A 12998-nucleotide genomic window follows, 5' to 3' on the forward strand; every position below is an offset into this window, starting at 1 on the left:
CGCCAACAGGTACCATGCGGCACGAAGACGTCCCGTACGACGAAGCGATCTGGGCGGTCGACGAGGCGATCGCCCGCGTGGCGGCGGCGGATCCCGTCGGTGCGACCGGGCTCCTCTCCGGTGCTCTCGCGATGCTCGATCGAGCCCCCTATCCGGCTCTCGTCCGAGACGCCAGGCGGTTCGGCTCCGACGCGGCGGACGGTCTCCGCGACGGTGATCCCGAACGTGCGGCCGACTTCCTCGTCCTCCTCCGGCACGTCACCGAGGATATGGGTCGCCTCGACGCGACCACGATCCTCGCGGCCTGAGCACGACGCGAAAGCCGCCCGCCGCCGGCGTGCCCCGATCCGTCCGGAAGCCCGCGCTCAGTCCTGATCCTTGCCGAGCCCGAACAGGCGTTCGCGGATCGAGCGCTTGCGCGCCCGCTCGGCCAGCAGCACCGAGCAGTCGACGTCGTCGACGACGTCCATGACGAGCGACCCGGAGACCAGCCGCCTGAGCAGGCCGCGCTCGGTCGCCCCGAAGATCACCGTCGTCGCGTCCGCGGCGGCGCGCTCGATGGCCGCCTCGACGTCGCCCGTCTCCACGCGGAGTTCGACGTCCCCGAGGCCGTGCTCCTCGGCCCACCCGGCGAGGAACGCCTCCCCGCTCTCGCGTTCGCCCTCGTCGGCGACGTACAGCAGCGTCACCGCGGAGCCGAACTCCGCACGGAGGTGTCTCGCGATGGCCGCCGAGAGATCCGAGTCGGGGCCGCCCGCGGTCGGGACGAGCACCCGATCCGGGTCGAACCCCCGGTCCTTCAGGACGAGGAAGTCACACGGGATGTCCCCGGTTATCTCGTCGATGCTGGACTCGGCCCGCGAGCCGCTCCCCGCGCCCCAGCCCATCACGACCATGTCGGCGTCGTGGGTGCGCGCGGCGTCGTATATCTCCTCGACGCCGCGGTGCGAGACGATGGTGTGGGTCTCGATGTCGACGCCGAACGTCTCGGCGTCGGCCTTCGCCGCGTCGAGCACCGCGTGGTAGTCCGCCTCGTGTTCGTCGAGGTGATCCGCGGCGTACTCGAGCGCCGTCTGATCCGGCACCGTGACGATGTGGACGGCGTCGACGGTCCCGCCGCGCTGTTTGGCGACGGCGCTCGCCAGGCTGATGAGGTCCGTCTCGTTCTCGGGGTTCGCGAGCGGCACCATCACCCGGAACTCCCCGCCGTCGGGCTGGACCGACTCCGCGGCCGAGACCGCCCGGTCGGGCATCCGGTCGGCCCGCGAGAGGATGTAGTCGGCGAGGACGCCGCCCTGCGTCGTCCGCGACCGGGCGTAGAACAGGTACCAGAGCACCGCCCCGAACACCAGCACCGCGCTCAGCGCGATGACCAGCGGCGCGATGAACACGATGAGCGCGAACGAGACGAGCGTCCCCACGATGGGGGTGATCGGGTAGAGCGGCACCTCGTAGGAGGGGTCGTAGTCCTCGACGTCCGCCTCACGGAAGACGATGAGCGCGATGTTGAGCAGCCCGTAGATGACGAGGTGGAGGACGCTCCCCATCGAGGCCAGCGTCTCGATCGGCGCGACGGCGATGAACACGAGGATCAGCGCCCCCGTGATGCCGATGGCACGGTAGGGGGTGCCGAACCGGGGGTGGATCTCGTTGAGCTCCGGACTGACGATCCGATCGCGCCCCATCGCGAAGTTGATCCGCGAGGAGGCCAGGATGCTCGCGTTCGCGCTCGAGGCCGTCGCGAGCAGGCCGCCGATCAGGAGCGCCACCGCCCCGATCGGCCCGAGGATCAATCTACCCACCTCGACGACGGCGATCTCGTTGGGTGCGAGGCCGGCGATGAACCCCTGTTCGACCGCGGCGGCCATCACGATCAGCACGAGCGCGTAGATGACCGTCACCAGCACGACGCTCCCGATGACCGCACGGGGGAGGTTCTTGCCGGGGTCCTGTATCTCCTCGGCGACGCTCGTGATCTGGACGAACCCCAGGTAGGAGACGAAGATGAGCCCCGTCGTGGTCAGCATCGGCGTCAGGCCCGTCCCGGCGGGGAGGTTCGCGGGGTCGGCGCGGAGCGCCCCGACGGTCGTGAACACCGCGAGGATCGCCACCAGTATGATGACGATGACGTTCTGTAGCCGGCCGGTCTCCTTCGCGCCGACGTAGTTGACCGCGACGAACAGCGCCGCGCCCGCGAGCGCGACCAGCTTCACCCACGTCACGACGACGAACCCGAGGTCGATCCCCCCCGTCACGCCGACGATGTTCGAGATGTACTGGCCGAACCCGACCATGTAGAACGCGCTCGCGAACGCCAGGCCGAGCCAGTTGGCCCAGCCCGCGATGGATCCGAACAGCGGGCCGAGCCCCTGGTTGACGTAGTAGTACGCCCCGCCGGACTTGGGCATGGCCGTCCCGAGCTCGCTCGCCGAGAGGGCCGTCAGGAGCGCGATCGCCCCGCCGAGCACGAACGAGAGGACGGCGAACCACCCAGCCTCGGAGATGGCCGCGCCGGGCAGGACGAAGATGCCCGCGCCGATCATCGTCCCGACGCCGATGGTCAGCGCGGCGAGCGGGCCGAGGTCCTTCGCGAGCTCCTCGTCGCCGCCGCTCACGAGCGGTCACCTCCCGCCGGGAATGGGGGGTCCTGTCTCATTCCTCGGCGTCCGGGTCCGCGTCCTCCTCGTCGACGCGGTAGCGGTCGGCCGTCGTCTCCTGGTCCGTCCCCGGGTCGGGCAGCGCGACGACCGGCCGGTCGGCCTCCGTGACCAGCGAGAGAGTGACGTCCCCGGTGAGCAGGCGGACGAGCCGCCCGCCCGAGCGGGGCGTGAAGACGATGGCCGATGCGTCGTGCGCCCGACCGGCCTCGAGGATGGTCTCGACGACGTCGACACCGTATCGGATGTCGGTCTCGACGGGCCCGAGTACGCTCCGGATGGCGTCGAACGCCCGTTCGGCCTCGGCCTCGACCTCCTCCATCGGCGCCTTGTCGGGTGCGCCCCCGGCCTTCTCGACGACGTTGACGGCGACGACCCGCTCGGGGTCGTCCACGTAGGGCGCGAGCGCCCGGGCCGACGCCTCGGCGTCGGGGGCGTTCGCCACCGCGAGTAGCGGGCGGGCGAGCAGCGGATCCCTGCCGGTCACGGCCCCTCACCTCCGCCGGGAGGCGGTCGTTCGTGTACGGCGGTCTGCGACGGTCTCATAGCAGAGGCTCCGACCGGATGGGGTTTAACGGTTCGCACGGTGCCGCCGGTGGGGCCAACTGGAGCTGAGATCGCCGGGCGGAGAGCGAACTCTCCGGGGTTCTGGTTCACCGCTTTTCGGCTCGTTTCTACCAGCGTTCGGGCTGGTTCGTTCACCCCACCGAATCGTCGGCGTTCGGCGGTTCGAACACGCATCGACCATTCGGAATTCGGACCCACGAGCCGCCGGACTGCGACCGATCAGCGCTCGACTAAACACGACCGGTGCGCACTCGGGCGGACCCTTCGGGTTGCGTCCCGACTCGCGTCGACAGTCACCCCGGAGACACCCTCGACGTGACCCCGGTCCCCGATCACGAGTGGCGCCAGCGGAGCTCGGGGTCGGCCGTTCGCCGCTCACACCAGCGCATCGAGGCGCTCGCCGCCATCCGCTCGACGGTCGGCACGTGCAGGTACGAGGGAAGCGTGTACCGTGCGAGCACGACGAACCGTCTCGGCCGTTTCGGGTCCCTCGGCCGGTGCCCCGGGCTACTGCCTCACCTTTGGGGTAGGTTCGCGTCGCAGATCCCGGTCCACGGGAACGGCTTCAGGACCTCTCGGCCATCCTGCCCGCCGATCGGTCAGTCCTCCTCGGTGACCTCGGCGAACAGCGCCTGGGCGTCCCCCACGTTCACTTCTCCGTCGTTATTGAAGTCGTACAGCTCGCGGTTGATCTGGATCCCCGGGGAGTTGCGGTTCTCGTACAGCGCCTGGGCGTCACCGACGTCCGTGCTCCCGTCCCCGTTGACGTCCTCGAAGCGGCGGCCACCGCCCGGATTCCGGGAGGGGTTGCCGTCCCCGTCGACGTCCGGCAGTACCGCGAGGCCGCCGGCGAGGTTCCCCCGCATCGCGATCCAGCTCCAGGTCTGATCCCTGCTCTCGTCGATTCCACCGAGGAGATAGCCCCCGTCGTCCAGGTGGGAGAGGTACTCGATGTCGGTGGGGAGGTAGAGCGGCCGTTCCCACTCGTTCGCTCCGGCCCCGCTTATCTTCCGTACGGTGTCGTCCCCGAAGAGGACGTAGCCGTCCGGATCGGCCTCCACGGCCGTATAGCGCTGGTCGTACTCTCGCCACCACTGCCGCCCCCCATGAGGCCGGAACAGCTCCACGATGTTCTTCCAGCCCAGCCATCTCGCGAAGAGGTACCCGTCTTCGCCCTCCAGAATCTGGTCGGGCACGAACAACTTTTGCCATGTTATCGTGCCCTCGGCGGTCACTCTGACCAGACGACCTGTATAATCCTTCTCGGCGAAGCTCGAGTCATCATCCATTACAAAGATCTCCTCGCCGCCGAATTGGTGGCTCCACACGAGTGCCCCGGTCTCGTCGATCTTGGCCAACACGATGGTGTGCCTCCTCTCGGTCTCTATCAGATACCCACCATCCGTCGCCCTGTGAACATCGTAGACGCCCTCACCGTACACCCCCGGACTACCGTGGAGGCCCTTCCTGAGCTCCCACGTTACCGCGCCGTCCTCGCTTAGTTTCGCGACCCAGCTCACGCCGATGTCGTCGATGGATGTGCCGCCTCCGACCAGGAACCCGTTCGATCCTGCCTCGGTGATGGCGGAAATATATCGACCTACGCCGTCTTCATCGTAGTTTTGCCGCCACTGGGGCGATCCATCTCGGCCCAGGCGTAGGAGTTCCCCATCGATGGCGACCAGGTATCCCCCACCGTTTGCCTCGCTGACCGGGATCAGATCATCTATGTACGTTTCGTACGACGTCTCCCATCCCTTCTTGCCCTCGGCGTCGAATCTCTTCACGCTCTTGTTGTCGCCCAACTCGATCAGGCAGCCGCCGCCGTTGGCCTCGGTATCAGGGATCAGGTCCTCCAGCCCGTGGTTGAAGAACCGGTTCCACCCCGACTGCTGCTGGATCCCGAGATCGCGCCTCCCCTCGGCGTTCCGCGCTCCGTGTTGGTCTATTGCCTCCTCGTCGACGCCCCGCTCGTCGGTGCTCCCGATCCCGAGAGCGCGGAACAGGCCGCTTACGGCTTCGCCGTCTCCCGCTCGATCCGCCGCTCCCGTGTTGGCGATGCCGACACCAGCACCCGCTTTCCCGAGAGTACGGAGGATCTGCCTCCGCCCGACGGGCCCAATATTTCCCCCAGGTGTCATTTTTCGTACTAAATACAATCACAGACTCACTTAGTACTTCTCCCGGGTGCGCAGGATCGTGTCGATCGGAGCAGAAACCGCCAGACTTGGGGGAATTCCCTGGAGCTACTGGTGCACCCTCTTCCCGCTCGATTCTGTTACTGTTCAGACCGGTCCGTTCACCCGCCGAATCGAGGGCGCTCAGTGGATCGATCAGATCGATGGTCGACCGGGGCGTGAACTCACTAACCGCCGTGCGGCACTACAATCAACGCTTAACGTAGTACGACCGTGCCGAAGGGATGGAAATCGACTTGTGGGCGGGTCCCCACGGCGTGTCCATGCAGGAGGGGTTCCCGTGCGGGTCGTGATCGTCGGTGCCGGCGAGGTCGGATCGAGTATCGCGGCCAGCCTCGCTGACGGCCACGACGTCGTCGTCATCGACAGCGACGCCTCGCTCGTGGACGAACTCACCTACGATCAGGACGTGCTCGCCATTCACGGCGACGGGACCGACCTCGACGTGCTCCGGGAGGCAGGGATCGGCGAGTCGGACATGCTTATCGCGAGCACGGACGTCGACGAGACGAACATCGTGATCTGCGGGACGGCGGCGGTCTGCTGTGACGCGTTCACCATCGCCCGGGTCAAACAGCCCAAGTTCCTCGAGACCTGGGAGCAGAGCCAGGGGAGCGTTCGGCGTCGACTTCATGGTCTGTACCGATCTGCTGGCGGCACAGGCCATCGTCGGCGTCATCGGCCTCCCGACCGCCCGGGACGTCGATACGTTCGCCGACGGGCTCGTCCAGATGGCCGAGTTCGAGATCCCCGCCGACTCGCCGGTGGCGAACCAGACCGTCAGCGAGGCCGACCGCTTCGACTCGCTCACGTTCGCCGCCATCATCCGCGAGGACGAGATCGTCATCCCCGGCGGCGAGACGACGATCGAGCCGGGCGACGAGGTGGTCGTCATCGGCTCGCCCGACGACGCCCGGGAGTTCTCCGCGGCCATCTCCCCCGAGGAGAGCCGGCCGAAGGACGTCGTCATCGTCGGCGGCAGCGAGGTCGGCTTCCAGGTCGCCCAGCTGCTCGAACAGCGCGGGTTCAAACCGCGGCTGGTCGAGCGCGACCCGGAACGAGCCCGATGGCTCGCCGAGCAGCTCCCCGGAACCACGGTACTGGAATCCGACGCGACCGACCAGGCGTTCCTCAAACGCGAACGTATCGGCGAAGCCGACGTCCTCCTCGCGACCCTGGAGAACGACCAGCAGAACCTGCTGGCGACCCTGCTCGCCAAGCGGCTCGGCGTCGACCGCACCGTCTCCGTCGTCGACACCGGGGCGTTCGCCGACCTGTTCGAGGCGGTCGGCGTCGACGTCGCCGTCTCGCCCCGCGAGGCGACCGCCGAGGAGATCACCCGGTTCACCCGGGCCCGCCGCGCGGAGAACGTCTCGCTCATCGACGGCGACCGAGCCGAGGTGATGGAGGTCGAGATCGACGCCGACAGCTCGATCGCCGGGCGCTCGATCGGGGAGTTCGTCTCCGAGCTCCCGCGGGGGGGTCGTCGTCGGGGCGATCACCAGGGGCGGGGAGCTCATCACCCCGCGCGGTGACACGGTCGTCCGGGAAGGGGACCACGTGGTCCTCTTCGCCGACACGGCGGTCGTCGACGCGCTCACGGCGGCCCTATGAGCGTCGACTGGCGAACGGTCGCCAGTCTCGTCGGAACCGTCACGAAGGCGCTCGCGGTCCCGCTCGTGCTCTCGGCGGCCGTCGCGCTCCTCTACCGCGAGTCGACCCTCCCCTTTCTCGCCCCCGCGGCCGGTTCGCTCGTCATCGGCCTCGGTCTGGAGCGGCTTCCCCGGCAGGACATCGGCATCCGTGAGGCGTTTCTCATGGTTTCGCTCACGTGGCTGGTCGTCGCGTTCGTCGGCGCGGTGCCGTTCTACCTGGTCGGGACGGGCGTGTTCGGCTCGACCGTCAACGCCGTGTTCGAGTCGATGAGTGGCATCACCACCACCGGCGCGACGGTCGTCGTCTCATTCGAGACCCACCCCCGTGGGCTGCTGTTCTGGCGACAGCTCGTCCAGTGGCTCGGCGGGCTCGGCATCCTCGTGCTCGCGGTCGGGCTGCTCTCACAGCTCGAGGTGGGCGGCGCGCAGCTGATGGAGACCGAGACCCAGACACAGGACGTCACGAAGCTCACCCCACGTATCTCCCAGACGGCACGGCTCATCGGCGGACTCTACGTCGCGATGACGGCGCTCGTCGTCGCCGTCCTCCTCGCGCTCAACCTCGTCGGTCTCGCCCCGGAGATGGGGCCGTACAACGCGGTCGCCCACGCGCTCACCTCGATCTCGACCGCGGGGTTCTCACCCGAGCCCGAGAGCGTGGGCGCGTTCTCCCCGGCCGTCCAGTGGGTGATCATCGCGGCGATGCTCGTCGGGGCGACCAACTTCGTCCTGCTCTACGCGCTCGTCCGGGGACGGTTCAACCGGCTCCGCCAGTCCGAGGAGCTCTGGTTCTACCTGGGTGTCGTCGCCGCGGCCTCCGCGCTCCTGTTCGTCGTCCTGGAGGTCGACATCGGGTTCGGCCCCATCGAGCCGACGCTCCGCCACGCCGTGTTCCAGGTGACGAGCATCGTCACCACCACGGGGTACGCGACGGTCGACTTCGACCTCTGGTCGCCGGCCGCCAAACACCTCCTGTTCCTGGGGATGTTCGTCGGCGGGATGGCCGGGAGTACCACCTGCTCGATCAAGTCGTTTCGGTGGCTGGTGGTCGTCAAGACCCTCCGCAGGGACCTGTTCACCGAGATCCACCCCGACGCGATCCGCCCGATCCGTGTGGGTGGGACCGTCGTCGACGAGGGGACCATCCGCGACGTCAACGCCTACGTCGTCCTCTCGCTGCTGATCTTCGCGTTCCTGACGGTGTTCGTCGTCGTAGAGACGTCGGGCTCCGATCTGGGGATCACCGAGTTCGACGCGATGGGCATCGCCGCCGCGACGTTTTTGAATATCGGCCCTGCGTTCGGCGTCGCCGGCCCCTACGGCTCCTACGCGGGGCTCTCGGCGACGACGAAGTGGGTCCTCGTCGTCCTGATGTGGGTCGGCCGCATCGAGATCGTCCCCGTCCTCGTGGTGCTGACGCCGACGTTCTGGCGGTCGTGAGCGACGCGCGACCGTGGAGCGCACCGGCGCGGTAACGGTGGATTGATAGCTGGTGGCTCTGTCCCCCTCGACGTGTCCCTCGGTCGCCTGCCGGACGGGGGCGGGGTCAGGGTCGAGTGGCGGACGGCGACGAGCCTCGTCGGCACGGTCATCAAGTATCTCTCGATCCCCCTGCTCGTCCCGCTGGTCGTCGGGCTCGCCTACGGGCGGGACGCGCCCACCTTCGCCGTCAGCGCCGCCGCTGCCTTCCTCCTCGGGGCCGGGCTCGAACGGCTCGATCCCGACCCCGACCTGGGGGCCCGGGAGGGGTTCCTGATGGTCGGGGCGACGTGGCTGCTCGTCTCGGTCGTCGGCGCGCTCCCGTATCTCGTGGCGGCCCACGGCGTCCCGGGGCTCCTCGCGCCGACGTCGCCCGCCTCGACGCTCGGGAACCCGATCAACGCGCTGTTCGAGTCGATGTCGGGGTTCACCACGACCGGCGCGACGGTGATGGGCGACATCTCCTTCGAGACGCACTCGCACGCGATACTGATATGGCGACAGCTCACCCAGTGGCTCGGCGGCATGGGCATCGTCGTCCTCGCCGTCGCCATCCTCCCCGAGCTCTCGGTGGGGGGCGCACAGCTGATGGACGCCGAAGCGCCCGGCGTCGGCATCGAGAAGCTCACCCCCCGGATCGCCGAGACCGCCCGCGTCCTCTGGGTGGCGTACTTCGTGTTCACCGTCGCCGAGTTCTGCCTGCTCTACGGGCTTCACCTCGCCGGACTCGCGCCGAACATGGGGCTCTACAACGCCGTCGCGCACCCGCTCACGACGATGCCGACCGGCGGGTTCTCCCCGGAGGCGGGATCGATCGCGGCGTTCAACGCCGCCGTCCAGTGGGCGATCATCCCGTTCATGGTCTTCGCAGGGACGAACTTCGCGCTGTTCTGGCACCTCTCGAACCGGAACCCACGGAAGCTCACGGGCGACCCGGAGTTCCGCGCCTACGTCGGGATCATGGCCGCCCTCACCGGAGTGCTGGCCGCGCTGCTTTTCACCGGGATCGCCCCGACCCTCGAGTACGGCGGCACGACCCTCGGCGAACTCGAGAACTCGCTGCGCCAGGCCGCATTCCAGGTCGTCAGCATCGTCACCACCACCGGCTACGCCACCAGCGATTTCGCACAGTGGGGCGAGTCGGGGAAGTACCTCCTCCTGTTCGCGATGTTCGTCGGCGGCTCGGGCGGATCGACCGGCGGTGCCATCAAGATCGTCCGCTGGGTCATCGTCGTCAAGGCCATCCGGCGGGAGCTGTTCACCACCACCCACCCGTCGGCCGTCCAGCCGATCCGGCTCGGGGGGAACGTCATCGACGAGCGGGCGATCCGGGGCGTGTACGGCTTCACGGTCCTCTACGTCGTTCTGTTCTTCGTCGCCACGTTCCTCGTCAGCGTCGATGTCGCCGGGGCGGGCTACGAGGTGAACGCCCTCGAGGCGATGAGTTCGGTGGCCGCTACCCTCGGCAACGTCGGCCCGGGGTTCGGTTCGCTCGGCCCCTTCGGGTCGTACCTCCAGTTCCCGCCCCTCTCGAAGCTGCTCATGGTGTTCCTGATGTGGGCCGGTCGGCTGGAGATCCTCCCCGTGTTCGTCCTCCTGACGGGGGCCTACTGGCGGTCGTGAGCGACACGAGCGCCGGGAACGATCGAGGGGGGGGTCGAGCGTCGTCGAACCAAAGCCCCTCCCGGCCCCGACCCCGAACGGTCGCCCGTGGTCCCGGGTGCGCCCCGAACCGGGCGTGGGAGGGAACGAACTATACGCCGACCGGACGAGCACCGACCGGTATCACGGCCATGGTGAAGACACGCGCGGCGGTCCAGACGGGTGACCGGACGATAGAGCTACAGGATTTCGAGGTCCCCGAGTCGGTCGGGGAGCGCGAGGCGCTGCTCGCGGTCGAGGCCTCGGGGATGTGCGGGAGCGACTGGGAGCAGTACCAGGGGGAGTTCGCGGAGACGGGGCTGGTCGAGTACCCCTGCATCCCCGGCCACGAACCGATCGGGCACGTCGAGCGGATCGGCGCGGAGGCGAGCGAGACGTGGGGTGTCTCCGAGGGCGACCGCGTCGCCGTCGAGCCGTTCGCGCCCTGCGGAGTCTGTCCCCGCTGCGTCGAGGGCGAGTACCCGCTGTGTGACAACCGGTTCATGTACGCGTTCACGCCGACGACGGTCGGGAGCGGGCTCTGGGGCGGGTACTCGGGGTATATGCACCTCCGGCCGAACACCGTCGTCCACCGACTCCCCGAGGACCTCCCGCGGGACGAGGCGGTGCTGTTCAACCCGCTCGGCGCGGGGTTCGAGTGGGCCTACCGCGTCGGAGGTGTCGATCCCGGCGACTCCGTGCTGATCCTGGGACCGGGCCAGCGCGGGCTCGCCAGCACCGTCGCCTGCGACGTGGTCGGGGCCGGGGAGGTGATCGTCACCGGGCTCGAACGCGACGCCGAGAAGCTCGACCTCGCCCGCGAGTTCGGCGCGACCCACACCGTGAACGTCGAGGAGGAGGACGTCGTCGAGCGCGTCCGCGAGATCACCGACGGTCGCGGCGTCGACGTGGCCATCGACGTCACGCCCATCGCCACCGATCCCGTGGTCGACGCCGTCGAGGCCGTCCGGTCCGGCGGGACGGTCGTCCTCGCGGGGCTCAAGGGGATGAAGGAGGTCGACGGGTTCGTCTCGGATCGGCTCGTCCTCGACAACATCGACGTCCGTGGCGTCCTCGGCGTGAAGTCGTGGGCCTACGAGCGCGCGATTCGGGTCATCGAGTCGGGCGAGTACCCGCTCGCCCGGATGCACTCACACACGTTCACCGTCGAGGAGGTCGAGCGGGCGATGCGGATACTCGGCGGCGAAACCGACGAGGAGGCGACGCACATCACCGTCGTCCCGGAGTGAGCGGGACGGGTCCGTCGAGGGGCGGTCGCCGAACACCGCTAGCCGAAGCGGGGCAGGGGTCGGGACGTGACGTCCGGCGACGAACACCGGTCCGTCCTCGAGCGGACAACGACGGCGAGCGCGTCGACGGATCGAGAGCAGAATCCGGCCGATGGGAGTCCGGCGAGTCGGCGTCCGTGGCTCTCGAATCGGCTCGCGGGAACGGCGGTCCGACGATTTAAGCGCCCCGTCCGCGAGGCCCTCTGCAGTGAACTCGCCGAGCGTGCGTCAGCGGGCGGTGACCGCCGTGGCCGGGGCGGCCCAGGTCGGAACGGGCATCCTCATGGGGACGGTGATGGCCGTCTACGTCGGTCGGGAGGGGTCGCCGCTCGCTGTCGGGCTGGTGACCACCTCGTACTTCCTCGGGCTGGTCGTCTTCGCTCCCGTCTGGGGTGCGGTCGCCGACATCACCGGACGTCGGCGAGCGGTCCTCGTGGGCGTGAGCGCCCTCGCCACGCTCTCCACCCTCCCGCTCGCCGTCGTCGACGGCGTCTGGGGACCGATCGCCGTGCGGACCGCGTTCTCGATGTTCGCCGCGGGGTTCCTCCCCGTGATACTCACGATCGTGAGCGAACGGGGCGGGGCGAGCGGGCGCGGGCGCTCGATCGGCTCGTTCAACAGCGCCCGCTCGGTCGGCTTCACCGGGGCTCGCCTCTTCTCGGGGGTCCTGCTCGGGATCCTCGCGCCGGGGAGCGTCTACCTCGTCGTCGCTGGTGTGAGCCTCACGGCGACGGTCGCCGCCGCGCTCATCGACGACCCGACCCCCGATCCCGACGGGAAGCCGACGCTCGCCGAGCTCGCGGCCGAGATCCGTGGGCGGCTCCTCCCCGCGGTCGGCGAGCGCGAGCACCTCACGACGAACGGCCTCCAGTGGCTCTACGTCGCGCTGGCGCTGCGGAGCCTGAGCTGGCTCGGGATGGCGAGCCTGCTCCCGATCTTCCTGATCGCCGAGGTCGGTGCCTCCGAGTTCGCGATGGGCCTCCTGCTGGCGCTCTCGCCGGTCGTCGAGGTCGGCGGCATGTACACATTCGGCCGGGTCGCGGACGCCATCGGCCGGAAACCGCTCGTCGCCGCCGGGATCGCGGGCCACGTGCTCGTCGGCCTCTTCATGGCCGCCTCGACGCTCCCGGCGTCGCCCCTCGTCGGCCAGGTCACCGCCGGGACGGCCATGGTCCTCAAGGGGGTGGGATTCTCCGCGATGGTCGCGGGCACCGTCGCGTTCATCGGTGACGTCGCCCCCGTCGACCGGGAGTCCGAACTCATGGGGCTCCGCTCGACGGCCAAGGGCGTCGGCGGCGTGCTCGGGCCGGTCGTGATCGGAACGATCGCCACGGTCGCCACCTACGAGGTCGCGTTCCTCGTCTCCTCGCTCATCGCCGTCGCGGGGGCGGTGATCGCCTGGCGGCTGCTCGTCGAGAGCCACCCCGACGCGCCCCTCGATCGGACGTTCCACGTCGGCGACGACTGATACGCCGTCGGCCCGTTCCGTCGTCGCCCGTCCCGAGTGGGGTT

General features: G+C 69.0%; 9 protein-coding genes and 1 pseudogene. 6 read left to right on the forward strand and 4 right to left on the reverse strand.

Features of this window, described 5'->3' with window-relative positions; translation table 11 throughout:
• The first annotated feature begins 14 nt into the window (after positions 1–14).
• On the forward strand, positions 15–308 hold the full coding sequence (locus tag WDJ58_RS20465) for a hypothetical protein (protein WP_338915164.1): 294 nt from the start codon (positions 15–17) through the stop codon (positions 306–308).
• Between the two features lie 57 nt (positions 309–365).
• Here WDJ58_RS20465 and WDJ58_RS20470 read toward each other — a convergent pair whose 3' ends face one another.
• The 4 genes from WDJ58_RS20470 to WDJ58_RS20485 form a co-directional block, all read right to left on the reverse strand.
• On the reverse strand, positions 366–2615 hold the full coding sequence (locus tag WDJ58_RS20470; protein ID WP_338915165.1) for an amino acid permease: 2250 nt from the start codon (positions 2613–2615) through the stop codon (positions 366–368).
• A gap of 37 nt (positions 2616–2652) precedes the next feature.
• On the reverse strand, positions 2653–3144 hold the full coding sequence (locus tag WDJ58_RS20475) for a universal stress protein (RefSeq protein ID WP_338915166.1): 492 nt from the start codon (positions 3142–3144) through the stop codon (positions 2653–2655).
• 412 nt (positions 3145–3556) lie between these two features.
• Entirely contained in the window at positions 3557–3685 is a 129-nt protein-coding gene (locus WDJ58_RS20480) for a hypothetical protein (protein ID WP_338915167.1), read from the reverse strand.
• A gap of 138 nt (positions 3686–3823) precedes the next feature.
• Positions 3824–5365 (reverse strand): dockerin type I domain-containing protein, encoded by a 1542-nt coding sequence (locus WDJ58_RS20485; RefSeq protein WP_338915168.1) that lies wholly within the window; start codon positions 5363–5365, stop codon positions 3824–3826.
• Between the two features lie 337 nt (positions 5366–5702).
• On the opposite strand from WDJ58_RS20485, the pseudogene trkA reads away from it, so the two are divergent.
• The 5 genes and pseudogenes from trkA to WDJ58_RS20510 all read left to right on the forward strand — a co-directional run bounded on the left by trkA (position 5703) and on the right by WDJ58_RS20510 (position 12954).
• A pseudogene (gene trkA / locus WDJ58_RS20490) lies at positions 5703–7036 on the forward strand (Trk system potassium transporter TrkA).
• Positions 7033–8517 carry a TrkH family potassium uptake protein gene (locus tag WDJ58_RS20495; protein ID WP_338915169.1) on the forward strand — a complete coding sequence of 495 codons (1485 nt, stop codon included), beginning with the start codon at positions 7033–7035 and terminating at the stop codon, positions 8515–8517. The pseudogene trkA and the gene WDJ58_RS20495 overlap by 4 nt, the downstream one beginning before the upstream one ends.
• A gap of 87 nt (positions 8518–8604) precedes the next feature.
• Entirely contained in the window at positions 8605–10179 is a 1575-nt protein-coding gene (locus WDJ58_RS20500) for a TrkH family potassium uptake protein (protein WP_380661657.1), read from the forward strand.
• Positions 10180–10349: 170 nt separating this feature from the next.
• Positions 10350–11447, forward strand: a complete 1098-nt coding sequence (locus WDJ58_RS20505; RefSeq protein WP_338915171.1) for a zinc-dependent alcohol dehydrogenase — start codon at positions 10350–10352, stop codon at positions 11445–11447.
• Between the two features lie 247 nt (positions 11448–11694).
• Positions 11695–12954 carry an MFS transporter gene (locus WDJ58_RS20510; protein ID WP_338915172.1) on the forward strand — a complete coding sequence of 420 codons (1260 nt, stop codon included), beginning with the start codon at positions 11695–11697 and terminating at the stop codon, positions 12952–12954.
• Positions 12955–12998: the final 44 nt, after the last annotated feature.

Source organism: Salinirubellus litoreus, assembly GCF_037335815.1.
Taxonomy (GTDB): Archaea; Halobacteriota; Halobacteria; order Halobacteriales; family Haloarculaceae; genus Salinirubellus; species Salinirubellus litoreus.

What these genes read in the sequence shown, in the direction of transcription:
- WDJ58_RS20465 (WP_338915164.1), top strand. Translation starts at nt 15, where the DNA reads ATGCGGCACGAAGACGTCCCGTACGACGAAGCGATCTGGGCGGTCGAC.
- WDJ58_RS20485 (WP_338915168.1), bottom strand. Translation starts at nt 5,365, where the DNA reads ATGACACCTGGGGGAAATATTGGGCCCGTCGGGCGGAGGCAGATCCTC.
- WDJ58_RS20495 (WP_338915169.1), top strand. Translation starts at nt 7,033, where the DNA reads ATGAGCGTCGACTGGCGAACGGTCGCCAGTCTCGTCGGAACCGTCACG.
- WDJ58_RS20505 (WP_338915171.1), top strand. Translation starts at nt 10,350, where the DNA reads ATGGTGAAGACACGCGCGGCGGTCCAGACGGGTGACCGGACGATAGAG.